General features: G+C 58.4%; 22 protein-coding genes. 14 read left to right on the forward strand and 8 right to left on the reverse strand.

Features of this window, described 5'->3' with window-relative positions; genetic code table 11:
- The first annotated feature begins 11 nt into the window (after positions 1-11).
- From hisD to GOW31_RS04045, 7 genes are read left to right on the forward strand one after another with little or no spacing between them, the layout of a single operon-like run.
- A complete protein-coding gene (gene hisD / locus GOW31_RS04015; protein WP_171115843.1) occupies positions 12-1,319 on the forward strand; it encodes a histidinol dehydrogenase in 1,308 nt (435 codons plus the stop codon).
- Complete coding sequence (locus GOW31_RS04020; protein WP_171168045.1) at positions 1,312-2,073, forward strand: SDR family NAD(P)-dependent oxidoreductase; 762 nt, start codon at positions 1,312-1,314, stop codon at positions 2,071-2,073. Before hisD ends, GOW31_RS04020 begins: the two co-directional genes overlap by 8 nt.
- Entirely contained in the window at positions 2,070-3,050 is a 981-nt protein-coding gene (locus GOW31_RS04025) for a zinc-binding dehydrogenase (protein ID WP_171168048.1), read from the forward strand. Before GOW31_RS04020 ends, GOW31_RS04025 begins: the two co-directional genes overlap by 4 nt.
- A gap of 23 nt (positions 3,051-3,073) precedes the next feature.
- Complete coding sequence (locus tag GOW31_RS04030; RefSeq protein WP_171168049.1) at positions 3,074-3,484, forward strand: universal stress protein; 411 nt, start codon at positions 3,074-3,076, stop codon at positions 3,482-3,484.
- 49 nt (positions 3,485-3,533) lie between these two features.
- Complete coding sequence (gene comD / locus GOW31_RS04035) at positions 3,534-4,040, forward strand: sulfopyruvate decarboxylase subunit alpha (RefSeq protein ID WP_152458032.1); 507 nt, start codon at positions 3,534-3,536, stop codon at positions 4,038-4,040.
- On the forward strand, positions 4,037-4,591 hold the full coding sequence (gene comE / locus GOW31_RS04040) for a sulfopyruvate decarboxylase subunit beta (protein ID WP_171168052.1): 555 nt from the start codon (positions 4,037-4,039) through the stop codon (positions 4,589-4,591). The genes comD and comE overlap by 4 nt, the downstream gene beginning before the upstream one ends.
- Positions 4,591-5,697, forward strand: a complete 1,107-nt coding sequence (locus GOW31_RS04045) for an alpha-hydroxy acid oxidase (RefSeq protein WP_171168054.1) — start codon at positions 4,591-4,593, stop codon at positions 5,695-5,697. The genes comE and GOW31_RS04045 overlap by 1 nt, the downstream gene beginning before the upstream one ends.
- Positions 5,698-5,749: 52 nt before the next feature.
- Here GOW31_RS04045 and GOW31_RS04050 read toward each other — a convergent pair whose 3' ends face one another.
- A complete protein-coding gene (locus tag GOW31_RS04050; RefSeq protein WP_171168676.1) occupies positions 5,750-7,795 on the reverse strand; it encodes an ASKHA domain-containing protein in 2,046 nt (681 codons plus the stop codon).
- Between the two features lie 216 nt (positions 7,796-8,011).
- Here GOW31_RS04050 and guaB point away from each other — a divergent pair, with 216 nt between their 5' ends.
- The 3 genes from guaB to GOW31_RS04065 all read left to right on the forward strand — a co-directional run bounded on the left by guaB (position 8,012) and on the right by GOW31_RS04065 (position 13,111).
- Positions 8,012-9,460, forward strand: a complete 1,449-nt coding sequence (gene guaB / locus GOW31_RS04055; protein WP_171168056.1) for an IMP dehydrogenase — start codon at positions 8,012-8,014, stop codon at positions 9,458-9,460.
- 92 nt (positions 9,461-9,552) lie between these two features.
- Positions 9,553-10,710: an RsmB/NOP family class I SAM-dependent RNA methyltransferase gene (locus GOW31_RS04060; protein ID WP_171168058.1), complete on the forward strand. Its 1,158-nt coding sequence runs from the start codon at positions 9,553-9,555 to the stop codon at positions 10,708-10,710.
- Between the two features lie 109 nt (positions 10,711-10,819).
- Positions 10,820-13,111, forward strand: a complete 2,292-nt coding sequence (locus GOW31_RS04065; RefSeq protein WP_171168060.1) for an ATP-binding protein — start codon at positions 10,820-10,822, stop codon at positions 13,109-13,111.
- Between the two features lie 5 nt (positions 13,112-13,116).
- Here the strand turns inward: GOW31_RS04065 and GOW31_RS04070 are convergent, their stop codons facing one another.
- Positions 13,117-13,710 carry a sulfotransferase family 2 domain-containing protein gene (locus GOW31_RS04070; RefSeq protein ID WP_171168062.1) on the reverse strand — a complete coding sequence of 198 codons (594 nt, stop codon included), beginning with the start codon at positions 13,708-13,710 and terminating at the stop codon, positions 13,117-13,119.
- Positions 13,711-13,902: 192 nt separating this feature from the next.
- Between GOW31_RS04070 and recA the strand changes: the two genes are divergently transcribed.
- The 4 genes from recA to GOW31_RS04090 all read left to right on the forward strand — a co-directional run bounded on the left by recA (position 13,903) and on the right by GOW31_RS04090 (position 19,100).
- A complete protein-coding gene (recA, locus tag GOW31_RS04075; protein WP_152458025.1) occupies positions 13,903-14,970 on the forward strand; it encodes a recombinase RecA in 1,068 nt (355 codons plus the stop codon).
- Positions 14,971-15,145: 175 nt separating this feature from the next.
- Positions 15,146-17,818, forward strand: coding sequence for an alanine--tRNA ligase (gene alaS, locus GOW31_RS04080; RefSeq protein ID WP_171168064.1), 2,673 nt, complete (start codon positions 15,146-15,148; stop codon positions 17,816-17,818).
- Position 17,819: 1 nt separating this feature from the next.
- Entirely contained in the window at positions 17,820-18,107 is a 288-nt protein-coding gene (locus GOW31_RS04085; RefSeq protein ID WP_171168066.1) for a DUF1330 domain-containing protein, read from the forward strand.
- Between the two features lie 369 nt (positions 18,108-18,476).
- A complete protein-coding gene (locus tag GOW31_RS04090) occupies positions 18,477-19,100 on the forward strand; it encodes a transglutaminase-like cysteine peptidase (protein ID WP_254430056.1) in 624 nt (207 codons plus the stop codon).
- A 74-nt stretch (positions 19,101-19,174) separates the two neighbouring features.
- Here the strand turns inward: GOW31_RS04090 and GOW31_RS21850 are convergent, their stop codons facing one another.
- The 6 genes from GOW31_RS21850 to GOW31_RS04120 form a co-directional block, all read right to left on the reverse strand.
- Entirely contained in the window at positions 19,175-19,549 is a 375-nt protein-coding gene (locus GOW31_RS21850) for a hypothetical protein (protein WP_217356606.1), read from the reverse strand.
- Positions 19,550-20,012: 463 nt separating this feature from the next.
- On the reverse strand, positions 20,013-21,830 hold the full coding sequence (gene typA, locus GOW31_RS04100) for a translational GTPase TypA (RefSeq protein ID WP_171168068.1): 1,818 nt from the start codon (positions 21,828-21,830) through the stop codon (positions 20,013-20,015).
- Positions 21,831-21,906: 76 nt separating this feature from the next.
- Positions 21,907-22,242 carry a multidrug efflux SMR transporter gene (locus GOW31_RS04105; RefSeq protein WP_171168070.1) on the reverse strand — a complete coding sequence of 112 codons (336 nt, stop codon included), beginning with the start codon at positions 22,240-22,242 and terminating at the stop codon, positions 21,907-21,909.
- A gap of 379 nt (positions 22,243-22,621) precedes the next feature.
- Positions 22,622-23,785: an HD family hydrolase gene (locus GOW31_RS04110; RefSeq protein ID WP_171168071.1), complete on the reverse strand. Its 1,164-nt coding sequence runs from the start codon at positions 23,783-23,785 to the stop codon at positions 22,622-22,624.
- Complete coding sequence (locus tag GOW31_RS04115) at positions 23,782-24,027, reverse strand: hypothetical protein (protein WP_152458018.1); 246 nt, start codon at positions 24,025-24,027, stop codon at positions 23,782-23,784. The genes GOW31_RS04110 and GOW31_RS04115 overlap by 4 nt, the downstream gene beginning before the upstream one ends.
- On the reverse strand, positions 24,027-24,680 hold the full coding sequence (locus tag GOW31_RS04120; RefSeq protein ID WP_152458017.1) for an alpha/beta hydrolase: 654 nt from the start codon (positions 24,678-24,680) through the stop codon (positions 24,027-24,029). The genes GOW31_RS04115 and GOW31_RS04120 overlap by 1 nt, the downstream gene beginning before the upstream one ends.
- Between the last annotated feature and the right edge of the window lie 54 nt (positions 24,681-24,734).

Genomic DNA, 24,734 nt, shown 5'->3' on the forward strand with positions numbered 1-24,734 from the left:
ACCTGCTGAACATGCCTCGTGAATATTTGAAAAAGGCGACTTTAACCGCTCAATCACATGCCTCAGAGGTGCATGATACGGTCAAGACCATCCTTGCCGATATCGAGGCCGGTGGCGATGCCAAGGCGCTGGAATACGCCGTCAAGTTCGACAAGTTCGAAGGAAATGTCCTGATGACGCAGGACGAGATTGATGCGGCCATCGCGCTGGTGCCGGAAAAACTGAAGGCCGATATACGCTTTGCCCATGACAACGTCCGACGCTTTGCCGAGACGCAGAAGGCTACCGTGTCGGACGTACAGATGGAGATCGTTCCCGGTTTCGTTGCGGGGCAAAAGGCGATCCCGGTGGATGCGGCAGGATGCTATGTTCCCGGTGGGCGCTACAGCCATATCGCCAGCGCGATCATGACAGTGACAACGGCCAAGGTCGCCGGGTGCCGTCATATCACCGCCTGTTCTCCTCCGCGACCGGGCGAAGGTGTTGCGCCCGCGATTGTCTATGCCGCGCATATCTGCGGAGCCGACAGCATTCTGGCCATGGGCGGTGTGCAGGGCGTGGCCGCCATGACCTATGGTTTGTTCGGTTTGCCGCGCGCCAATATCCTTGTGGGGCCGGGCAACCAGTTCGTGGCCGAGGCCAAACGCATCCTGTACGGCAAGGTTGGTATCGACATGATCGCGGGTCCGACCGACAGCCTGATCCTTGCCGACAGTTCCGCGGACGCCCACGTGGTGGCAACCGATCTGGTCAGTCAGGCCGAGCACGGTTACAATTCGCCCGTCTGGCTGGTGACGGATGATCGCGACCTTGCGCAGAAAGTCATGGAGCTGGTTCCGGTTTTGATCGACGATCTGCCAGAGCTGAACCGGGAAAACGCCTCGGCCGCGTGGCGCGACTATGCCGAAGTCATTGTTTGTTCCGACCGCGAAGAGATGGCCGCCTGTTCCGATGAATATGCGCCCGAGCACCTGACGGTTCAGGCCGAGGATCTGGATTGGTGGCTGGATCGCCTGACCTGCTATGGTTCGCTGTTCCTGGGTGAGGAAACCACCGTGTCCTACGGGGACAAGGCGACTGGGACGAACCATGTTCTGCCGACTTCGGGTGCGGCCAGTTACACCGGCGGTTTGAGTGTACACAAATACATGAAGATCGTCACCTGGCAGCGGGCCACACGTGAAGGATCGAAATCGATCGCCGAAGCCACCGCACGGATTTCCCGACTGGAAGGTATGGAAGGTCACGCTCGCGCAGCGGATGTGCGTCTGGCCAAGTATTTCCCGGATGAGCAGTTCGATCTGACCGCTGATGGATGACCCGCGCACATTGTTTGACCTGACGGGCCGGGTGGCCTGCATCACCGGCGCCAGTTCGGGGCTGGGGCGGCGGGTGGCGCGAACGCTTGCCGCGGCCGGCGCGCGTGTCGTCGGCGTGGCGCGTCGCAGCGACGCGTTGGCGCAGATGCAGGCCGAAATCGGCGAACACGCAGAAGCCGTCGTTGCTGATGTTGCGGATCGTGCCGGAATCGGCGGGCTGGTGCAGGTGATCAATTCCAAGTTTGGCGCACCGGATATTCTGGTGCATGCGGCCGGGGTCAACACGCGTGAGGCCGCCGACGAGGTGACACCTGATGGCTGGGATGCCACGCTTGCCCTGAACCTGAGCGCGCCGTTTTTCCTGAGTCAGTCGATGGTGCCCGAAATGAAAAAGAAGGGGTGGGGGCGCATCGTCAATTTCGCCTCGCTGCAAACGACGCGGGCCTTTCCGGGCGGCATTGCCTATGGCGCGACCAAGGCGGGGATCGCGCAATTGACCCGTGCCATGGCCGAAGCCTGGTCGCCCTTTGGCATTACCGCCAACGCAATCGGTCCGGGGTTCTTTCCGACCGAGCTGACTCAGGCCGTGTTTGACGACCCCCAGCGCGCGGAACGCAACGCCGCTCAAACCTGCATAGGGCGCAATGGGCGGATGCAGGATATCGACGGGCCGATCCTGTTTTTGTGCTCGAACGCGTCCGGCTATGTCACGGGGCAGGTTCTTATGGTTGATGGAGGGTTCACAGCCAAATGAAGGCACTGGTTTACCAAGGTGTGGAACAGATGGTGTTCGGTGATGTGCCGGATGCCGAGGCCGGTCCGTCCGAGCATTTGATCCGGATCGAGGCGGTTGGCATCTGCGGCTCGGACATGCACGCCTATCTGGGCCATGATGCCCGCCGTCCGGCTCCGCTGATCCTGGGACACGAGGCGGCCGGTGTGATTGTTGACGGGATACGAGCCGGTGATCGTGTCACGATCAATCCGCTGGTAAGCTGCGGTCAATGCGCGGCCTGCCTTGCCGGTCGGGAAAACCTGTGCCCGGATCGCCAGATCATCTCGATGCCTCCGCGGGAAGGGGCGTTTGCTCAATACGTCACCATGCCTGCCAGCAATCTTGTTGAGGTCCCGGAGGATGTTTCGTTTGCCAAAGCCGCGCTGGCGGAACCGCTTGCCGTCAGCTGGCATACGGTCCGGTTGGGGATCGAGGCTCTGCATCCTGCGATGGACCGTCGCGCACTGGTGATCGGCGGCGGGGCCATCGGCCTTGCGGCGGCATTGGCCTTGCGGGCAATGGGCGTTGACGATGTGACCATCGCGGAACCAAATGAGCTGCGTCGCAACTACCTGGCGAAAATCGAAAGCTTTGCGCTGGTGGAGTCAGCCAAAGGAACTTACCCGTTGGTCATAGATGCCGTGGGGTACGCTGCGACGCGGTCGGTTGCCTCGGCCATGGCCGAACCGGGCGGCGTGATCGCGCATGTGGGTTTGGGTGAGGATACCGGTGGTCTGGATGTTCGCCGGATGACCTTGCAGGAAATCACATTCATAGGGACTTACACATACACCGCCAAAGACTTTCGCCAGACGGCTCAGGCGATCTTTGACGGGCGGCTGGGGGCTCTGGACTGGATAGAAGAACGCGCTCTGGCCGACGGCGCGCAAGCGTTTTGCGATATCCGGTCTGGCGCCGTGGCCGCACCGAAGATTATCCTGAGACCCTGGGGATAGAACTGACAGAACTGGAGACCTTCATGTACACAAAAATACTGGTCCCGTTAGCTTTGGATCACGGCATATCGCAACACACGCTGGAAATCGCACGGGCCTTGTCAGGAGAGGGCGCAGAAATAATTGCGCTGCATGTCTACGAGATGCCTCAGGGATCGGTCAGCGCCTATCTGGACAAATCGGTTGTCGCCGAAGGGTTTGAACGGGCCCGTTTGCAACTGTTGCAAAAAGTCGAAGGGCTTGAAGGGGTGATGGCCGAAATCGTCAAAGGCCATACCGCGCGGTCCATCATCGACTATGCCAGCAGCAAGAATGTCGACTGTATCGTAATCGGCTCGCACAAGCCGGACCTGAGCGACTACTTCCTTGGATCGACCGCTTCGCGCGTCGTCCGCCATGCCCCCTGTGCCGTACACGTGCACCGAAGGGCCTGAATTCCTCAATCGCGCGTCTAGCGCCCCAAACAGGACCAAAAGCTGGATCATGAACATAGACAAAAAGATCACCGACGATCTGGTGGCCAACGATATCTCGTTTGTCACCACTGTCCCGTGCAAGCAATTGGCAGGTGTCATCGCAGAAATCGACGAGCGCGAAGGCATCTATCACATCCCGTCCAACAAGGAAGACGAAGGGATGGGCCTGTGTGCAGGGGCGTGGATGGGCGGCAAGCGGCCCGCGATCATCATGCAGAACACGGCCATTGGCGTGACCATCAATACGCTGGCGACGCTGATCCAGTATTACCGGATGCCGCTGCCGATGCTGATATCGTACCGGGGGGAATTGCGCGAACCCATTGCCTGCCAGGTTGAAATGGCGGTTCACACCAAAGCGCTGCTGGCTCAGCTGAACATCCCCACCTACCACTTCCACCATCAGGCCGATGTCGAAGAGCTCGACGCGATCCTGAAATACACATTCATGTGCAACAAGCCGGTCGCCATCCTGACCGACGCCAATTTCTGGGGAGGCTATGGCGACCAATGATCCGTTCTGAAATTCTGAAGGAAATCGCCCCGATCCTGCGTGATCAACTGGTTGTCTGCAACATCGGCATTCCCAGCCAGGAGCTGCATGCCATCGACGACCAGCCCACCAACTTCTACATGCTTGGCACCATGGGGCTTGCGTCCTCGATCGGTCTGGGGCTGGCGCTGTCGCAGCCGAAGCCGGTGATCGTGATCGACGGCGACGGCTCGATCCTGACCAATCTGGGCACCCTGCCAACGATCGCCAACAACGTGGCGGACAATTACATCCTGCTGATCGTGGACAACGGCTCGTACGGTTCGACCGGCGATCAGCCGACCTATGCGGGGCAAAAGACCTCGCTGGCCAAAATGGCCGAGGCCGCCGGGTGTGAGCGCGTGATCGAATGTGCCGCCGAAGACACCGGGCGTGTGCTGCAAGAGGCGCTGGATGCCAAACAGATGACCATCATCGTCAGCAAGTGCGAAAGCGGCAATGCCAAGATGCCGCCGATCACGATGGATCCGGTGGTCATCCGCGAACGCTTCATGAAGGCCGTTCAGGCCTGATGGGTGCAAGCGCCATCCACAGCGCCGAGGACGCCCGCCGCCTGGCGCGGCGGCGTCTTCCGTGGATGGTGTTCGACTATATTGATGGTGCCGCCGGGGCCGAGATGGGTGCCGGTCGCAATCGGTCCGCTTTGGATGCAATGATCTTGCGCCCGCGTATCCTGCGCGACGTCAGTGAAAGATCTCTGGCAAGTTCGCTGTTCGACCGGCCCGCGAAACGCCCGTTTGGTATCGCGCCGATGGGCATGTGCAATTTGTCCGCGCCGGGGGCCGACTTGATGCTGGCCCGCATCGCGGCACGCCACGAGGTGCCGCTTGGGGTTTCGACTGTGGCCTCGACCGCGATGGAGGATCTGATCGTCGAAGCGGAAGGCCATGCCTGGTTCCAGCTGTATTTCAGCGGCGATGGCAGCGGCACATTCAAGCTGGTCGATCGCGCCAAGGCAGCGGGGTACGAGACACTGGTGCTGACCGTGGATGTGCCCGAGGTTGGCCGACGCCCGCGCGAGTTGCGTCATGGGTTCAAAATGCCCTTCAAAATGGGGCCAAAGCAGGTGATGGATTTTGCCCTGCACCCCCGGTGGTCCTTGCCGGTCTTGCTGAAAGGCAAGCCGGAAATGGCGAATTTCCGGATGGATGGCTACGATTTCAACCGCACTGAAAGCCGCGCCAAGGCCACGTGGGAGACATTGGCCCGTCTGCGCGACCAGTGGACCGGAAATCTGGTGGTCAAAGGCGTATTGGACGCAGACGACGCGCAAAGGCTCAAGTCAGCGGGCGTGGACGCAATTCAGGTCTCAAGCCATGGTGCACGCCAGTTGGAAAGTGCGCCCGCGCCAATCACGGTGCTGCCCCAGATACGCAAGGCCGTCGGTCCGGATTTTCCGCTTTTCTACGACAGCGGGTTGCGTTCTGGTGAAGACGTTCTCAAGGCGCTTGCAAACGGGGCGGACTTTGCCTTTTTCGGCCGTATCCTTCAGTTTGCAATTGCGGCCGAAGGCGAAAAGGGTCTGGCGCAGCTATGGTCGGTACTCAGCGAAGAAATCAGCATCGCCATGGCCCAGCTGGGCGTCACGTCGCTGGACGAGGTCCGACGCAACGCCTGATGTGGGTGACAGCAATGACCCGAGGTTTCCCACGGGTCACTGAACTGTCGGTTTAACCGCGGCGCCTGCGACGACGTCCGCCACCTGTTTCGGTCTCGCCGCCGGTGTTGAAGCTTGGGTTGGGCAGCGTGACAACCTGGGCCAGTTCCGGGAACGGGTCGGTCTTGTGCGGGATCGCATTGGCGGCCACGAAATGATCCTGAAACTTCGGCTCAATGGCGGTTTCGATCTTGGTGATCTCGCGCACGACGCGCTCGATCTCGGCGCGCGATCCGATATTGCACAGCGCGATACGTGCGCCGGTGCCTGCGGCGTTGCCCGCGCTGGAGACTTTATCCAGTGGCGCGTCGGGTATCATTCCCAGCACCATGGCGTGTTTGGTCGAGATATGCGCGCCGAACGCACCGGCCAGAACCACGCGATCCACCTTTTCGACATTCATTTCGTCCATCAGCAGGCGTGCACCTGCGTACAATGCTGATTTCGCAAGCTGGATGGCACGGATGTCACCCTGCGTGACCGTGATGCGGGGGCCACCCTCGGCGCTGGCATCGTGGATCAGATAGGCATGTGTGCGACCTTCGGGCACGCAGCGGGCAGTGCCGGTCTGTTCCGCCGATCCGATCAGGCCGCCTTCGTCCAGCAGGCCTGCGATACGCATCTCGGCCACTGCCTCGATGATACCGGATCCGCAGATGCCTGTGATCCCGGTCGTGGCGATTTCCTGATCAAAGCCGTCTTCGTCGGACCATTTATCCGACCCGATGACGCGGAACCGGGGTTCCTTGGTGACAGGGTCGATCTCGATTCTCTCGATCGCCCCGGGTGCGGCGCGCTGGCCTGAACTGATCTGAGCGCCTTCAAAGGCAGGCCCGGTGGGCGAGGAGCAGGCGAGCACGCGGCTGGTATTGCCCAGCAGGATTTCGGCGTTGGTGCCCACGTCGACGATCAGAACCAGATCCCGCGACTTTCCGGGTTCTTCGGACAGGGCCACCGCCGCGCAATCCGCGCCCACATGGCCCGCGATACAGGGCAGGATATAGACATGCGCGCGTGGGTTCATGGTTGTCAGATCCATCTCGCGGGCGGGCAGGGACATGCTTTCCGACGTTGCCAGCGCAAACGGGGCCTGACCCAGTTCCACCGGGTCCAGCCCCAGCAGCAAGTGATGCATGACCGGGTTGCAGACGAACACCGTTTCCACGATCAGAGAGGCATCGATGCCTGCCTCTTCGGCAATCGACGTGACCAGGTCATTGATTGCCTCGCGCACTGCCTTAGTCATCTCCTGATCACCGCCGGGGTTCATCATGGAATACGAAACACGGCTCATCAGGTCTTCGCCGAACCGGATCTGGGGATTCATGAGGCCAGAGGATGCCTCGACCTCGCCGGTTTCCAGATCGGTCAGATGCGCGGCGATGGTGGTCGAGCCGAGGTCGATGGCCAGACCATACAGCCCGCCTTCATGCAGGCCGGGCCAGATTTCGACGATACGCGCCACGCTGTCCTTGTGACCTTTGTGGAGCGCCACGGTGACTTCCCATTTGCCCTTGCGCAGAACCGGTTGAAGTTTGGACATCAGCGTCAGGTCCGCCGTGACGGCTTCGATGTCCCACTGTTCGCGCAACGCGCGCTCGAGCCGTTCCAGATCACCGGTGGGCGAATGCATGTCCGGTTCTTCCACCACAACGAAGTAAAGGCGCGTGGCCGGGTCCATCGTGATGGCACGCGCGGCTGCCGCCTTGCGCACGACCTGCCGGTGCACCTGGCTTTCCGGCGGTACGTCGATCACCACATCGCCCTGAACCGAGGCCTGACAGCCCAGACGGCGGCCCGGTTTCAGACCGCGCTTGTCGTCATAACGCTGTTCGACGGCGTTCCATTCGCTCAACGCATCCTCTGACACCGTGACGCCGTGCTTGGGAAATTCGCCATAGCTGGGTGTGATCTGGCACTTTGAACAGATGCCGCGGCCCCCGCAGACCGAATCCAGATCCACCCCCAATTGACGGGCCGCCGTCAGAATTGGGGTGCCGACGGGGAAGTGCCCGCGTTTGCCGGACGGGGTAAAGACGACAAGAGGGTCGGTGGTCATCAGTGACATACCTTTTCATATTCGCGCGTATGTTGGGCAAGATATGGGTTTGCGCGAAAAGGGAAAGGCCATCAGCGGCACGATCTGCACAACGAGCGTCGTTTTCTTCCACTGCATCGACAACCAGAGCCAAAGAGTTGCCCCCAAGGGCTTTTCCTTTGGTTCAATCCATGTAATAGGGTCACCGCCAAACGGGCTTTTGCATGGGGTATTCAGATGCAGATTCGTGAGGCACTTACCTTTGACGACGTTCTCCTGGTTCCGGGCGCATCTTCCGTGCTGCCGGCAACGGCGGATACGACCACGCGTGTGACGCGCGAAATCACCATGAACATCCCATTGTTGAGTTCGGCCATGGACACCGTGACCGAGGCGCGCATGGCCATTGCCATGGCTCAGGCGGGCGGCATCGGTGTGGTACACAAGAACCTTTCGGTGGAAGAACAGGCCCGCGAAGTCCGCCGGGTCAAGCGGTTCGAATCCGGTATTGTCTATAACCCCGTGACGTTGCGGGTGGATCAGACATTGGCCGACGCCAATGCGCTGGTACAGCGCTACAACTTCACCGGTTTTCCAGTCGTCGACGAGCAGGGCCGCGTGGTGGGTATCCTGACCAACCGAGACATGCGCTTTGCAAACTCGGACGATACGCCGGTACACGCGATGATGACTTCGGAAAACCTGGCGATGCTACAGGAACCGGCCGATCTGGAAGAAGCCAAAAGCCTGATGCGGGCGCGCCGTATCGAAAAGCTGCTGGTTGTCGATGGCGAAGGCAAGCTGACCGGTCTTCTGACGCTGAAGGATACGGAACAGGCCGTTTTGAACCCAACCGCTTGCAAGGACCGCCTGGGTCGCCTGCGGGTTGCTGCGGCGACGTCGGTCGGGGATGCCGGGTTCGAACGGTCCGAACAATTGGTGGATTCGGGTGTCGACATCATCGTCGTCGATACGGCGCATGGTCATTCGCAGGGCGTGCTGGACGCTGTAAAGCGGGTCAAGACCCTGTCGAACGAGGTTCAGATCATTGCCGGGAATGTTGCAACAGGAGAAGCGACCAAAGCCCTGATCGATGCTGGTGCCGACGCAATCAAGGTGGGCATCGGTCCGGGATCGATCTGTACCACACGGATGGTGGCGGGGGTTGGTGTACCTCAGTTGACCGCGATCAGCGATTGTGCGGCGGCAGCGGGCGACGTGCCGGTCATCGCGGATGGGGGCATCAAGTTCTCGGGTGACTTTGCAAAGGCGATCGCGGCCGGGGCATCCTGTGCCATGGTCGGGTCGATGATTGCGGGTACCGACGAAAGCCCGGGCGAGGTGATCCTGTATCAGGGCCGTTCGTTCAAATCCTATCGCGGCATGGGCAGCCTGGGTGCAATGGCGCGCGGATCAGCCGACCGCTATTTCCAGAAAGATGCAGCCAATGACAAACTGGTGCCCGAAGGCATCGAAGGGCAGGTGCCCTACAAAGGCTCGGCCAGTGCCGTGATCCACCAGTTGGTTGGCGGCTTGCGTGCGGCGATGGGGTATACCGGCTGCGCCACCATCGAAGAGATGCGCAAGAACTGCAATTTCGTGAAAATTACGGGCGCCGGTCTGAAGGAAAGCCACGTCCACGATGTTCAGATCACCCGCGAAAGCCCGAACTACCGGGTCATGTAAGCCATCCAGCAAGACACAAGGCACCCGGGAACGGGTGCCTATTTGCCACTTGGATCGGCCAGCCGGGCCCATTTTCGCCAAGGTATTCCACAATGACACCCGCCGCCCGTGTTCAGGCCTCGATCGAAATTCTGGATGATATTCTGGCTGGCGCGCCGGTTGAAAAAGCACTAACCGGCTGGGCGCGGCGCAGTCGCTTCGCCGGATCCAAGGATCGGGCAGCCATTCGCGATCACGTATTCGACGCGCTGCGACGCAAGCGCTCGTATGCAGCGTTGGGAGGGTCCGACACCGGGCGCGGTTTGATGATCGGTGCGACCCGTGCGTCAAGCGGTGATCTGGCCGACCTGTTCACCGGCGACTGTCACGCTCCGATGCCGGTTGAGGAAACGGAAACGGCGCGAGATTTCGCGTCCGAGGCCGAAAGATATGACATTCCGGAGTGGCTGTGGCCTCGGTTCGTTGACTCTCTGAAGGATGCCTTGGTTCCTTGCGCGATGTCATTGCAGCACCGGGCGCCTGTTCACCTGCGGGTCAACTTGCGAAAAACCGATCTTGGCGGGGCCATCGACGCCTTGAAGTCCGAGGGTGTGATCGCCCATCCGGTTCAGGTATGCCAAACCGCGCTCGAGGTGACAGAGGGGGCCCGGCGCATTGCCCAAAGCCAGGCCTATGCCCAGGGTCTGGTCGAGCTTCAGGACGCTGCAAGCCAGGCGGTCGTGGCCGCGCTGGATCTGCGGCCGGGGATGCGTGTTCTGGATTATTGCGCGGGTGGTGGCGGCAAGGCGCTGGCGCTTGCTGCGCACGAGGGCGTCGACGTGTTTGCACATGATGTGAATGCCGGTCGCATGAAGGATATTCCGACCCGGGCGGAACGAGCAGGTGCAAAGATAACCATCCTCAACTCCGATGACCTTACAGGTGTTGATCCGTTTGATGTGGTTTTGGTTGATGCGCCGTGCTCTGGCAGCGGATCGTGGCGAAGGGCGCCGGCCGGGAAATGGGCCTTGACCGAGGATCGCTTGCGGGACCTCACCGCCATTCAGGCCCGTATTCTGTCTGACATTGCGCCTTTGGTGCATCCGGGCGGCCTGCTGGCTTACGCAACCTGTTCGGTTCTGAACGATGAAAACGGCGCGATCATAGACGATTTTCTGGATCATTTTTCCCAGTGGCGGGAAACCTTCCGGAAAACGTGGCACGTTACACACGAATCTGACGGGTTCTTTACGTCGCACTTGACGCGCTGAGCTTTTAGCAAATAACAACCTTGGGTAGATCGCTGCTTTCCGAACGCCGTTAAGCGGGAATTAACCAATTTTGACCGTTATAGCCGATAACTTTGCGCCCGAGCCGTTTATGTCTGACACAGCAGGATTTTTCAGCGACCCATCTCTTGTCCACACGCCTTCCGCATCTCGTCTATGGTCGTTGGTGGCGGTGGCATTGTTGATCAGCATTGCCCCCATGGTCGGGTTGCTGCCACCGAATTGGACCATGGGCATGATGGTCGCGGGAACTTCGCTTTTGATCGTTGCACTATGCGTCGTGATCAAGGGCCAGGTCCACGCCAGACATGAGCAACAAACCACTGCCGTCATGGCCGCGTTTGCAGAACAGGAAGAGTCACCTTTCCTGATCGCAAACACCTATGGCGACGTTCTGGCGTCCAACGCATCAGCGCGGGAACAGTTCGGTGCGGCGAAAGGAGCCAGCCTTGAAAACTGCCTCAGTTCGACGTTCTCGACCCCTCAGGTGATTTTGTTGAGGTTGCAATCTCAGGCCCGATCATTCGGTCGGGCCCGCGAAGACTGCGTGATCAGGGGAAACACAAGCAGTGTAACCGTGTTTCTATTGGCTCCCGACATTTTTTGCTGGCGGTTTCAACAGTCAGAACAGGAAAGCTGGCAGTCTCTCAACCTGCCGGTTCTGACCATCGGATGCGCGGATGACGTGGTGCGCCCGAATCCGGCGGCGAAAAAGTTGCTTGGGCCGCGTCCCGGTCGGGTTCGCGACATCTTCGGTGATGCTGACCCCCGGATCGGAGCCTCAAACATCATCAAGTCACAGGACGGAATGATTTCGGTCGCTGTGACGGAACTTTCCCGATCCAGCAAGGAACGAAGCCTTGGGTTGGTGCCGCTCATTGAAACTCAGGCGCCCGGGGCCAGCACGTCTTTTGCAGATCTTCCGGTTCCGGTTCTCACCCTGTCTCCGGCGGGGGCCATTCTGAATGCCAACAGGCTGGCGAATAAGCTGCTGGGAAATGAAAACCTGGAAGGCACGAACATAGCCGACATCATGCGGGGTATGGGGCACCCCATTCTGGATTGGCTGGCGCGGACGGCCGCGCAAGAAGACGCGCAACGATCCGAGTTTCTTCAGTTGACCCGAAAAGACAAGGAAGTCTTCGTACAGGTCACGCTGAGCCGTGTCGTTGTCGATGGTAAGATCTGTCTGATCGCGGTTCTGAATGATGCGACCGAGTTGAAGACTTTGGAGGCTCAATTCGTCCAAGGGCAGAAAATGCAAGCTGTGGGTCAATTGGCCGGCGGGGTCGCACATGATTTCAACAACCTGCTGACGGCCATTTCCGGGCACTGCGATCTGCTGTTGTTGCGTCACGATCAGAATGACCCGGATTATGGGGATCTGGTTCAGATCAATCAGAACGCCAACCGGGCCGCTGCGCTGGTCAGCCAGCTTCTGGCATTCTCGCGCAAACAGACTCTCAGGCCCGAAGTTCTGGATTTGCGCGACACGATCTCGGATCTCATTCACTTGTTGAACCGGTTGGTGGGCGAGAAAGTTCTACTGACCCTCAGCCATGATCCGGTGTTAAAGCCGGTTCGGGCGGACAAACGGCAGTTGGAACAGGTGTTGATGAACCTTGTCGTCAACGCGCGCGATGCCATGCCTGACGGGGGCGAGATCCGTATCGAGACCGAGGTGTTGAACCTGTCGCAACCGCTCAGTAGGGACAGGGCGACCGTCCAGCCCGGCGAATACGTTACGGTCAGGGTCATGGACAGCGGTGTGGGAATTCCTGCCGACAAACTGCAAAAGGTTTTCGAGCCGTTCTATACGACAAAGCGTACGGGCGAGGGGACAGGGCTTGGGCTTTCAACAGCGTATGGTATCGTCAAGCAGACGGGCGGTTTCATCTTTGTCGACAGTACGGTGGGTCGAGGCACCGAATTCACCGTCTTTCTACCGGTTTGCGCCACGGTGGCAGAGGCTGAACAGGACACTCCAGCCCAGCCCGAAGCTCAAAGCGCCCGGCAAGGAGAGGGCGTCGTGCTTTTGGTTGAAGACGAAGCGCCGGTCCGCGCCTTTGCAACCCGGGCCCTGCGGCTCAAGGGCTATACCGTGCTGGAGGCGGATTCGGCCGAGGAAGCCCTGCGGCTTCTGGACGATCCGTCTTTGAACGTGGACGTATTCGTAACGGATGTGGTCATGCCCGGCATGGATGGGCCGACGTGGGTGCGCAAAGCTCGGGAAACACGCCCGGACGCCCGCGTGGTCTTCGTATCGGGTTACACGGAAGGTGCCTTTGGCGATTCAGAACCCGAGATCGCCAATTCGACCTTCCTGCCCAAGCCGTTTTCACTCACCCAGTTGACCGAGGCGGTTTTCCAACAGCTGAACTGAACTCCCTACAAGGCTGCATCGTGGAGAACGAATTCCTCTGCGTGTCTTTTGCGAAATTTCTGCCGTGTCTCGGGCGTCAGCGTCAGATCACCCGGAGGTGATACATTCTCTTGCGGCAGGTCGATCTGCATATTCAGTCGCGCTTGCAGGAAGTCGAGAATTTTGTCCTGGTTTTCGTATTTGAAGATATGCGTGGCGCCGCGACCATTGCTGCGGGTACGGAAAAACTGGCTTTGGCTGCCAACATCGGCAAAATCCGGGCGCGGGTTTGTCATATAGGCTTGCACAAACGCATCGAAACTCATGTCTCGGGTCGAATGGACGTGGCCGACCAGATCGGCGCGGCTGCGAAATCGATACCAACTGCCCAGCCAGTCAACGGGTTCGCGAACAACTGCCAGGACCTCCATCTCGGTATCGTACATCTTCCGAAAAACGTTCTGGAAAAACCGATCATACCTGCGCACCGGAGCATGTTTGAGCTCGGGCGGATGAGTGACAACGATATCAGCGCGATCCCGCAACGCCGTGTGATAAGCCGTGCTGCCGGTTTTCGGAACGGCAAGGAAGGCAAGGCGTTCCTCATAGAAAACAAGCATTTAATTGCTCCAATTGTCATCCGGCTATGCGCGCAGATTGTCGTAAAGGACTTCTTAATACAATTACTGAAGACTAAATCTCGTAAGTTTTTATTGAAATGTTCTTCTTTTGGTCCCATAAGGAACAAGAGGCGAACAAAGCAGCGATTGCCGCCCGATCAAGGGTGTGACAAAAGGGAAGGCGACAGGACAATGGCGGATCTTCTGACAATGAGCGACAAGAAAAACGCAGACAAGCAAAAGGCGCTCGACAGCGCGCTGGCCCAGATCGAACGGCAGTTCGGCAAAGGCTCCATCATGAAGCTTGGCGAAGGAGCCAAACAGGACATCGACGCAAGTTCGACAGGCTCGCTCGGGCTGGACATAGCGCTGGGAATTGGTGGTCTGCCGATGGGGCGGATTGTTGAGATTTACGGCCCCGAAAGCTCGGGGAAGACGACGCTGACGCTGCATTGCATTGCGGAACAGCAGAAACGCGGCGGTGTCTGCGCCTTTGTCGACGCCGAGCACGCGCTGGACCCGCAATATGCGCGAAAGCTGGGTGTTGATCTGGACGAGCTTCTGATCTCGCAGCCCGATACCGGAGAGCAGGCGCTGGAAATCACCGATACACTGGTGCGCTCGGGCGCGGTCAACATGGTCGTGGTCGATTCGGTTGCGGCGCTGACGCCGAAATCCGAACTGGAAGGCGACATGGGTGACAGCAATGTCGGCGTTCAGGCCCGTCTGATGAGCCAGGCGATGCGGAAACTGACAGGCTCGATCAGCCGCTCGAACTGTATGGTGATCTTCATCAACCAGATCAGGATGAAAATCGGTGTTATGTTCGGCAGCCCCGAAACCACCACCGGCGGTAATGCACTGAAATTCTACAGCTCGGTCCGTCTGGATATCCGGCGCATCGGCGCGATCAAGGACCGGGACGAAGTTGTCGGCAACCAGACGCGCGTCAAGGTCGTCAAAAACAAGGTTGCACCCCCCTTCAAGCAGGTGGAATTCGACATCATGTACGGCGAAGGCATCAGCAAGATGGGCGAACTGCTGGATCTGGGTGTCAAAGCCGGTGTGGTCGAAAAGTCAGGGTCATGGTTCAGCTATGGCGACGAACGGATCGGGCAGGGGCGTGAGAATGCCAAACAATATCTGCGCGACAACAGCCGCATTGCCTTTGAGATCGAAGACAAGATTCGGGCGGCTCACGGGCTGGATTTCGACATGCCTCCGGGCGCAGCCGAGGATGATGACATCCTTGAAGCCTGACGATCGCTGACGGGGTGCGGTACGTTCCCGACCCGACATGTTGTGTTGAAAACACCATGAACAAGGCGGTCCCCGGGCCGCCTTGTTTCGTTCGGACACGCCTCTGCTGTGGACACTCGTTTGACAGGGGGATAAACCTGCGGGGACCAAGTTTTTTGTGCGCCGAGAGAGCCCTATGCCAACCCTGAACGACATCCGATCGACCTTTCTGAACTACTTTGAAAAACAGGGGCATGAGGTCGTGGCGTCCAGCCCGCTGGTGCCGCGCAACGACCCGACGCTGATGTTCGTCAATTCGGGCATGGTGCAGTTCAAGAACCTGTTCACCGGATTGGAAACACGTGACTACAAGCGCGCCACCACGGCGCAGAAATGCGTGCGTGCCGGCGGCAAGCACAACGATCTCGACAATGTGGGTTACACGGCGCGCCACCATACATTCTTCGAGATGTTGGGGAACTTCTCGTTTGGTGATTACTTCAAACACGAAGCGATCCCATTCGCGTGGGAGCTGATCACCAGGGAATTTGGGATCGACAAGAACCGCCTGCTGACAACGGTCTATCATACCGATGACCAAGCGTTTGAAATCTGGAAAAAGGTCGGTGTACCCGAAGACCGGATCATCCGCATCGCCACCAGCGACAATTTCTGGCAGATGGGCCCGACCGGCCCCTGCGGCCCGTGTACCGAGATCTTCTACGACCACGGAGACCACATCTGGGGTGGTCCTCCGGGCTCTGCCGAAGAGGACGGCGATCGGTTCATTGAAATCTGGAACGTCGTCTTCATGCAAAACGAGCAGTTCGAAGACGGCTCGATGGTCGAGCTCGACATGCAGTCGATTGATACGGGCATGGGGCTCGAGCGGATCGGTGCATTGTTGCAGGGCAGCCATGACAATTATGACACCGATCTGTTCAAGGCACTGATCGAGGCATCGGCCGATGCAACTGGCGTGGATCCTTACGGGGATCAGAACGTGCACCACCGCGTGATCGCGGACCACCTGCGTTCGACTTCGTTCCTGATTGCTGATGGCGTGATGCCCAGCAATGATGGCCGCGGCTATGTTCTTCGCCGCATCATGCGTCGTGCCATGCGTCATGCGCATCTGTTGGGTGCCAAGGATCCGGTCATGCACCGGCTCGTCCCGTCATTGGTACAACAGATGGGCGGTCACTATGCCGAGTTGACCCAGGCACAGCCATTGATCGAAGAGACCTTGTTGCTTGAAGAAACGCGTTTCAAGCAGACGCTGGACCGGGGGTTGAGGCTGCTGGACGATGAGGTGTCTGGCCTTTCCGAGGGTGCGCCTTTGTCCGGTGAGGCGGCATTCAAACTGTATGACACCTACGGTTTCCCACTGGATCTGACACAGGATGCGCTGCGTGAAAAAGGCCGGACAGTTGACACCGAAGGCTTTGAAACAGCGATGGCCGAACAAAAGGCCAAGGCGCGGGCTGCCTGGGCCGGGTCAGGTGAAGCCGCGGATCAGGCGGTATGGTTCGATGTTCTGGACAGCGCCGGGGCGACCGACTTCCTTGGCTATGACACCGAGAAAGCCGAAGCTCAGGTTGCGGCATTGGTTGTTGGCGGTGCTTTGGTTGAAAAGATCGAAGCGGGCGACAGCGGCTGGGTCGTGGTGAACCAGACGCCGTTCTATGGCGAAGCTGGTGGTCAGGTGGGCGACACCGGCGAGTTGCGGCGTCTTGAAGATCGCGATCACCTCAGCCGGGTGGAGGACACCAGAAAATTCGCGGATGGGAAGGTCTATGCACATAAGGTGACGGTCGTCAGCGGTGCCGTGTCAAAAGGCGATTCTGTCGAGCTGGAAGTCGATCATGCGCGCCGCACGGCAATCCGGGCCAACCACTCGGCCACCCACTTGCTGCATGAAGCGCTGCGGGAAACGCTGGGCGACCATGTGGCGCAGCGCGGCTCGCTGAATGCGGCGGATCGTCTGCGGTTCGACTTCAGCCATTCCAAAGCGCTGAGCCTGGAGGAAATCCAGAAGATTGAACGTGAGGTGAACGGTTTCATCCGCCAGAACTCGGCTGTCGAGACACGGGTCATGACACCGGATGACGCACGCAAACTGGGCGCGCAGGCACTGTTCGGCGAGAAATACGGTGACGAGGTGCGTGTTGTCTCGATGGGCAAGGCGCATACGGGCAAGGGCCATGATGGCGAAACCTGGTCGATCGAACTGTGCGGCGGCACCCATGTGCGCCAGACGGGTGACATCGGCACCTTTGTCATCCTGGGCGACAGCGCAAGCAGTGCCGGCGTGCGCCGCATCGAGGCACTGACCGGGGATGAAGCGTTCCGTTACCTTTCAGCACAGGATCATCGTCTTGCGCAGGTGGCGTCGGAACTGAAGGCGCAGCCGGATGATGTGGTGGCCCGCGTGAAAAGCCTGCTGGAGGAACGCAAGTCATTGCAGAACGAAGTGGCTCAACTGCGTCGAGATCTGGCGATGGCCGGCGGGAGCGGGCAGGGCGGCGGTGCCGAAGCGCGTGATGTGAACGGCGTTAAGTTCATAGCGCAGGCCCTCAGCGGGGTGTCCGGCAAGGATCTTCCGGCATTGATCGACGAACACAAGGCGCGTCTTGGGTCGGGGGCTGTTCTGCTCATCGCGGATACAGGCGGCAAGGCCGCTGTTGCGGCTGGCGTCACCGAAGACCTGACAGGAACCGTTTCGGCGGTCGATCTGGTCAAGGCAGCCGTGGTGGAATTGGGCGGCAAGGGCGGCGGCGGTCGCCCGGACATGGCCCAGGGCGGTGGTCGGGATGCGTCGAACGCGGATTCGGCGATCAAGGCCGCAGAACAGGTTTTGGGAGGGTAAGTTGGCTGCACTTTGGATTGCACATGTGACGGTGACCGATGCTGAGGCGTATGGAAAATATGCCGAATTGGCCGGGCCGGCCATTGCCAAGCACGGGGGCACTTTCATCGCCCGTGCGGCGCGTTACGTTCAGTTGGAAGGCAAGGAACGGCCACGCAACGTTGTTGCCCGTTTCCCGTCGCTTGAAGCGGCTGTGGAATGCTACAACTCGGTTGAGTATCAAGAAGCATTGAGTCATGCGCGCGACGCCAGTGAACGTGAATTGGTTGTGGTTGAAATCACGGAGTGAACGTCTGCGTTCACGAAGTGTAGCGCGGTTTGCCAGGTAAACGGGCAGCCAATAGGCAATCATTGGCTCATGCCACCAATCGGTCAAGGGAACTCAGCCCGCTAACAGGGGGGCTAGTTTTTTACAGTTATTTCAATATCTTATACTGCCATGCTATCGCGGATTTGCGCGTTTAGCGCCTGAATTGTGGCTGCTTCACCCAAATTCTTGCGCAAAAAGGTCAGATTGACGGACGAATTTCCGCCCTTTTTCCCCTTCAACTTTTTAGGTGATTGCCTGGGCGGGATTGTTCGCGGATAGTTTCACGAATCGGAATGCGACCCTGTTTGACGTGCAATCGTACGAAGAACATCGGATTGGGGTACAGGCATGAAACACTTCACAAATCTGGCCAAGCGGTTTGGTGCAAGACTTCTGCCGGTTTCAGTGCGGGCTTTCAGCATCAGTTGTTTGGCCGTTTGCACCATCGCCATGGCCCCCGTCGCACATGCGTCCGGGAACGGGTTTATCCCAAGTGTCGCGTCCTCGCCGCCACCGTCAGGAGCTATCAACCTGTGTGCTCAGTACAAATGGGCCTGTGCAGGAAAACGATCCGTATCCATGTCCAGCCAGCAAGAACTGAAGGTTGTCGAACAGGTAAATCGGCGCGTGAACAGATCGACGCGAGAAGTCACCGATCAATCTCAGTACAAGATGACTGAGCGTTGGGCGCTTCCGACAGCCAGGGGTGGCGATTGCGAAGACTTCGCGCTGTTGAAGAAAAGGGATTTGATCCATGCAGGCGTCGATCCAAGTAAACTGTTGATCGCTACGGTTCTGGACACGCGTCGGGTGCCTCACGCGGTGCTGGTGTACCGCTCTTCAAACGGTGATTTGGTTTTGGACAACCTCACAAACCGTATCAAACCCTGGACAGCAACGCGGTATCTGTTTCTTCGTATGCAAGACCCGAACCGGCCCGGACGTTGGGTTGGTGTGTACGGCCATAGCTGAGGAAACCTGAAAGTCTTTTTGACAAACTGAATACCGGTGCAATCGTGTCTTGCACCGGTAATATTGCTTCCCAATTAGAACGTTTCGCCGCCGCCTTCGTTTTCGCCGCCGCCTTCGTTTTCGCCGCCGCCTTCGTTTTCGCCGCCACCTTCGTTTTCGCCGCCGCCGCCAGAGCCGCTGCCTTCGCCCCCTCGGCCAGTGCCACCGCCGCCGGTGCCGCCGTTTTCACCGCTTATGCCGCCAGATCCACCGCTTGAACCGCCGCCTCCTCCGAAATCCGGGCTGCTGTCGACTGTCTCATCGGACGGACCATCTCCGGATCGCTGATCACTTGCGCCGATCGAGGCCGTGGGAAAATCAGAAAGCAAGTCTGCAAGTGGTGTACATTCAGCTCCGACACGCGCCAGAATTTGATCGAAATCGTGCCGGCGTTGAATGTATCGGATCATACCCGATGTCACAGCGTCGCACTCACATAACACCTGTGCGGATGCTGCGGATTGTCTGGCTGTTTGAACGGTACATGTTCCGGCTGCGAAAGCTTCGCCCGCGGGCGAAAACAAAAACGTCGTAGCAACAAAATACAGCGGGATATTGCGGGACCGGATACCCATTTGGAACTCCTCGAAACTCGATACTTTACTACGTGTTCATATGAACCACCGAAGCGAGTGTGTTTATGAACGACGTCACACAACTGGCACATTTTCACCTTAAACGGGTCTCAATCACAATATGTGGATTGGGGGAGTGATGGAGAATTAATGCAACCTAAAGAAGAAATATTAATCTTTTCAATGGAAAACCGGGCGTAGTGCCCGGTTGTCCGGTTTTTATCTTTTGTCCATTTGGACGCAAAATTGCCACACTTGGGCAATTGTTTCCGATTGCGGCAGCGGTCCGCCGGGTAAATCAGGCCGACTTGGCCATCCGCTTGCGCTCGTGCGGGTCAAGATAACGCTTGCGCAAGCGCACCGCATTCGGGGTGACTTCGACCAGTTCATCGTCGTCAATATAGGCAATTGCCTCTTCCAACGAGAACTGAATATGCGGCGTTAGACGAACCGCATCGTCCGAGCCACTGGCGCGTACGTTTGTCAGCTTCTTGCCTTTCAGCGGGTTCACTTCCAGATCATTGTCACGAGAATGCTCGCCAATCACCATGCCTTGATAGACATCCGTTTGAGGACCGACAAACATCCGGCCACGCTCCTCCAGGTTCCACAGGGCATAGGCCACGGCCTGGCCATTTTCCATCGAGATCAGAACACCCGCCCGGCGGCCCGGGATCAGGCCTTTGTGCGGCGCCCAGCCATGGAACACGCGGTTCAGAACGCCTGTGCCGCGGGTGTCAGTCAGGAATTCGCCGTGATAGCCAATCAGGCCACGGGACGGTACGTGGGCAATGATGCGGGTCTTGCCTGCACCTGCCGGGCGCATCTCGACCAACTCACCTTTGCGGGCCCCGGTGATCTTTTCGATCACGGCGCCCGAGTATTCATCGTCAACGTCAATGGTGACTTCCTCGATCGGTTCCAGCCGCTGGCCGTTTTCCTCGCGGAACAGAACCTGCGGGCGCGAGATGCTGAGTTCGAACCCTTCACGGCGCATGTTCTCGATCAGAACACCCATCTGCAATTCGCCGCGGCCCGCAACCTCGAAAGCCTCGCCGCCGGGTGTGTCGGTGACGCGAATCGCGACATTGGATTCGGCTTCTTTCATCAGGCGATCACGGATGACGCGCGACTGAACCTTCTTGCCGTCACGACCGGCCAACGGAGAATCATTGATGCCAAAAGTTACGGTGATCGTCGGCGGGTCGATGGGCTGTGCAGGCAGGGCTTCTTCGACCTGCGGAGCAACCAGAGAATCCGCCACGGTGGCTTTGCTCATGCCGGCGATGGTGACGATGTCACCGGCTTCGGCCACATCGATAGGTTGCTGTGCCAGCCCACGGAATGCCAATATTTTTGAGGCGCGAAAGTTCTCGATCAACGATCCGTCACGGCTCAGGGCTTTCAGGCTGTCGCCAGCTTTCAATGTGCCGCTTTCCACACGACCCGTCAGAATGCGGCCGATGAAAGGATCGCTGCCCAAAGTGGTGGCCAGCATCCGGAACGGCTCACCCTTATGCGCGATCTGTTTCGGGGCAGGAACGTGATCGACGATCAGATCAAACAGTGCGCTCAGGTCCTTGCGCGGGCCGTCCAGCTCCATATCCGCCCAGCCGGAACGGCCTGAGGCATACATGGCCGGGAAGTCCAACTGATCATCATCGGCACCGAGGTTTGCGAACAGGTCAAAGCATTCGTCCAGTGCGCGGTCAGGTTCCGCATCCGGTTTGTCGACCTTGTTCAAAACCACGATCGGGCGCAGGCCCAGCGCCAACGCTTTCGACGTCACGAATTTGGTCTGCGGCATCGGGCCTTCCGCGGCGTCAACCAGCAGGACAACGCCATCGACCATGCTGAGGATACGCTCGACCTCACCACCGAAATCGGCGTGGCCGGGGGTGTCGACGATGTTGATGCGTGTGTCTTTCCATTCGACCGAAGTTGCCTTGGCCAGAATGGTGATGCCACGCTCGCGCTCCAGATCGTTGCTGTCCATGGCGCGTTCCGCCACGGCCTGGTTTTCCCGGAACGCGCCGGATTGTTTGAGCAGCTCATCCACCAGGGTCGTCTTGCCGTGGTCAACGTGAGCGATGATTGCGATGTTGCGCAGGTCCATGAGAGGTCAGCCTTTGAACGGGAAGTTGCCGCGCGCATAGCGCGGCGCGACAAAATATACCAGCCCTAACCGATGATCAGTGACCGGCAGTCTTGGAAAAGAGGTGAATGATCAGGATTCCGGACAAGATCAACGTCAACCCCAGGATCGCAGGCCAATCCAGCCTTTGGCCGAACACGATGAATCCGATCACGGCGATCAGAAAGATGCCCAGACCGGACCAGATCGCATAAACGATACCGACAGGCATGTATTTCAGCGTCAGCGCCATGAGGTAAAATGCGAGTGCGTACCCTACGACCACAAGGACGGACGGCCAGAACCGCGTGAATTGTTGACTAGCCTGCAAGGCCGTGGTGCCAATGGTTTCCGCAACAACAGCCAGCATCAGATACAGATACGCTTGGGGCATTTTGATCCTCGAAACAGGAAAGATACCCTCGCGTTGAGCATGAAACCGAAGGGGTGGGCAAGGCGATTTTTTGGGTCTGAGGATATGAGAATACCATCTGAGGTCAGGTATACCTGACTATTCAGAGAATCGAATTGGTGTAGTCTTCTCAACGTATTTTATGATTTGTTATTGAGTTTTGAGTTATGACGACATTTTCGAAATCCGTAATATTTGCTGCGGGTCTGATAGTGGCGATTGGGTGGCTTGCTGACGGGGGGTCCGTCGAAGTTGAAGCAGCCAACATGGTTGAACAGTTTGATGGTAGTAGTGTTTTTTAAGCGCCACGTAGAGCTTAGCAGGGAAAAAGGAGCCGTCGGGCTCCTTTTTTCTTTTCTGCCTAGTGGTGTACAGCCTCGACGCTTTGGAAGTGTGCTGCCAGTTGCGGTTGCAGCCAATCCCACAGCCCGGGAGAACCTGCTGCAATCGCAGGCTGAACGCGTGCCTCAAGCTGGGCATATGTTACCTTGTAATCGACCCACGATCCGCCACCGGTTTCCAGATTGGCGACAGGTGTCTGAAAACGATCAACGGCTTTGGCGAACCTGGCGTCGGGGCTGTCTGCCGCTTCAAACTCGTGCCACAATGTCGTGAAGGTGTTGCATTGCGTGTCGGGCAGCAACCCGAACAAGCGCTTGGCCGCCGCTTGTTCCTTGGCTGCTTGCGCTGCGTGATCGACCTGCCCGTGGATCGGATTGTCGCCAGCGTCGATTTCAACAATATCGTGCAGCAACAGCATTTGAAGGACCCGATCAACACTGATCCCTGTGGGCGCATTTTCAGCCAGGACCCAGGCGTAGAGCATGATGTGCCACGAGTGTTCTGCCGAGTTTTCGAAACGATCACCCGCCATCAGCCGCGAGGCACGAAGAACAGACTTCAGCCGATCAGCTTCGGTCAGAAACGCCAGCCGTGTCGTAAACGCGTTGGCCTGCGTATCTGCACCAGCCAGCAGGTTTGCGGCGTGCTCGTAGGCCAGTGGAAAAACCTGTTCCAGATAGGCGGCGCGACCGCCTTCGAGATTTGAACGCGCTATGTCCACGTGATCCGGATCTGGGTTCGGGGCACACAGAACCTGAAACAGTGGCTGACAACGATCCAGAACCTTTGCAAACCGGGCGTCGGCGGTCTGATCCTCTTCAAATTCACGCCAGACAGCGTGAAACGCATCGGCCTGATCCTTTGGCAAAAGCCCAAACAGTTCTTTGGCTGCAGCTTGCTCAGCTTTGGCAACCAAGTTCCAGTCAGTCTTAAGGTGGATTGGATGGTCGCCGACAACGATTTCAACAAGGTCATGCAGCAACAGCATGCGTATGACCCGATCAATCGAGACATCCGGCCCTGCCAACGGGGCCATGACAAGGGCCCACAAGGCCAGATGCCAGCTGTGTTCGGCCGAATTTTCGGGTCTGGACTGATCAAGCAGGACATTTGCCCGCTCGACCATTTTCAGTTCGTCGGCCCGTTTCAGAAACGCGATTTGCGCCGACAAACGGTCGGTCATTGCTTTTCGATGGCCTTCTGCTTTGCACGATGCGCAGACAAGCGTTTGATCACGAACTGCCTGGCTTTCCGTTCAGCCAACCGAACACGAATTTCCGTCAGAAACGCCTCTTCCAGAGACTGAGACGCGGCCCCGAGCACTTCACCAACTTCGACAAAGAACCTGTCTTCGCCTGTCTCATCCATAACCTTCATCGTATCTTCGGCCAGTTTGGCGGCAAGAGATGTGATGGTGTCGGACATCAGCGGGTGTTCTCGGTCAGGCGGCGTTTCACATAGTCGCTGACATTGGTGATCAGCGTATCCATATGACGATCCTGAAAGAAGTGATCTGCACCTTCCACTTCGGTGTGAGTGATGGTGATTCCCTTCTGCTCGTGCAGCTTGTTCACCAGCGAGGTCGTGTCAGCCGGTGGCGCCACCCTGTCAGCGGTGCCGTTGATGATCAGGCCGGAAGACGGGCAGGGGGCAAGGAACGAAAAGTCATACATGTTTGCAGGGGGCGATACACTGATGAACCCCGTGATCTCAGGGCGGCGCATCAGCAGTTGCATACCGATCCACGCACCGAACGAGAAACCTGCGACCCAGCAGTGTTTCGAATTGTTGTTCATCGATTGCAGGTAGTCCAGCGCCGACGCCGCATCGCTCAGCTCGCCCACGCCCTGATCATACTCGCCCTGGCTGCGACCGACGCCGCGGAAGTTAAAGCGCAACACGGTGAAACCCATGTTGTAGAAGGCATAGTGCAGATTGTAGACCACCTTGTTGTTCATGGTCCCGCCGAACTGAGGGTGCGGGTGAAGCACGATGGCGATCGGTGCGTCTTTTTCCTTTTGCGGGTGGTAGCGGCCTTCCAGGCGGCCTTCGGGTCCGGGAAAAATCACCTCGGGCATGTGTGCTTTGGTCCTGTCTTTTTCGTACCGATGCCCGGATATACTTGACGATAA

It is taken from the genome of Ruegeria sp. HKCCA0370 (assembly GCF_013033705.1).
Lineage (GTDB): Bacteria > Pseudomonadota > Alphaproteobacteria > Rhodobacterales > Rhodobacteraceae > Ruegeria.

What these genes read in the sequence shown, in the direction of transcription:
- GOW31_RS04110 (WP_171168071.1), bottom strand. Translation starts at nt 23,785, where the DNA reads ATGACCGACCGTTTGTCGGCGCAAATCGCGTTTCTGAAACGGGCCGAC.
- GOW31_RS04060 (WP_171168058.1), top strand. Translation starts at nt 9,553, where the DNA reads ATGACACCCGCCGCCCGTGTTCAGGCCTCGATCGAAATTCTGGATGAT.
- recA (WP_152458025.1), top strand. Translation starts at nt 13,903, where the DNA reads ATGGCGGATCTTCTGACAATGAGCGACAAGAAAAACGCAGACAAGCAA.
- GOW31_RS04090 (WP_254430056.1), top strand. Translation starts at nt 18,477, where the DNA reads ATGAAACACTTCACAAATCTGGCCAAGCGGTTTGGTGCAAGACTTCTG.
- GOW31_RS04030 (WP_171168049.1), top strand. Translation starts at nt 3,074, where the DNA reads ATGTACACAAAAATACTGGTCCCGTTAGCTTTGGATCACGGCATATCG.
- GOW31_RS21850 (WP_217356606.1), bottom strand. Translation starts at nt 19,549, where the DNA reads ATGATCCGATACATTCAACGCCGGCACGATTTCGATCAAATTCTGGCG.
- typA (WP_171168068.1), bottom strand. Translation starts at nt 21,830, where the DNA reads ATGGACCTGCGCAACATCGCAATCATCGCTCACGTTGACCACGGCAAG.
- GOW31_RS04120 (WP_152458017.1), bottom strand. Translation starts at nt 24,680, where the DNA reads ATGCCCGAGGTGATTTTTCCCGGACCCGAAGGCCGCCTGGAAGGCCGC.
- GOW31_RS04065 (WP_171168060.1), top strand. Translation starts at nt 10,820, where the DNA reads ATGTCTGACACAGCAGGATTTTTCAGCGACCCATCTCTTGTCCACACG.
- hisD (WP_171115843.1), top strand. Translation starts at nt 12, where the DNA reads ATGCCTCGTGAATATTTGAAAAAGGCGACTTTAACCGCTCAATCACAT.
- comE (WP_171168052.1), top strand. Translation starts at nt 4,037, where the DNA reads ATGATCCGTTCTGAAATTCTGAAGGAAATCGCCCCGATCCTGCGTGAT.
- GOW31_RS04025 (WP_171168048.1), top strand. Translation starts at nt 2,070, where the DNA reads ATGAAGGCACTGGTTTACCAAGGTGTGGAACAGATGGTGTTCGGTGAT.
- guaB (WP_171168056.1), top strand. Translation starts at nt 8,012, where the DNA reads ATGCAGATTCGTGAGGCACTTACCTTTGACGACGTTCTCCTGGTTCCG.
- GOW31_RS04105 (WP_171168070.1), bottom strand. Translation starts at nt 22,242, where the DNA reads ATGCCCCAAGCGTATCTGTATCTGATGCTGGCTGTTGTTGCGGAAACC.
- alaS (WP_171168064.1), top strand. Translation starts at nt 15,146, where the DNA reads ATGCCAACCCTGAACGACATCCGATCGACCTTTCTGAACTACTTTGAA.
- GOW31_RS04020 (WP_171168045.1), top strand. Translation starts at nt 1,312, where the DNA reads ATGGATGACCCGCGCACATTGTTTGACCTGACGGGCCGGGTGGCCTGC.
- GOW31_RS04050 (WP_171168676.1), bottom strand. Translation starts at nt 7,795, where the DNA reads ATGACCACCGACCCTCTTGTCGTCTTTACCCCGTCCGGCAAACGCGGG.
- GOW31_RS04045 (WP_171168054.1), top strand. Translation starts at nt 4,591, where the DNA reads ATGGGTGCAAGCGCCATCCACAGCGCCGAGGACGCCCGCCGCCTGGCG.
- comD (WP_152458032.1), top strand. Translation starts at nt 3,534, where the DNA reads ATGAACATAGACAAAAAGATCACCGACGATCTGGTGGCCAACGATATC.
- GOW31_RS04070 (WP_171168062.1), bottom strand. Translation starts at nt 13,710, where the DNA reads ATGCTTGTTTTCTATGAGGAACGCCTTGCCTTCCTTGCCGTTCCGAAA.
- GOW31_RS04115 (WP_152458018.1), bottom strand. Translation starts at nt 24,027, where the DNA reads ATGTCCGACACCATCACATCTCTTGCCGCCAAACTGGCCGAAGATACG.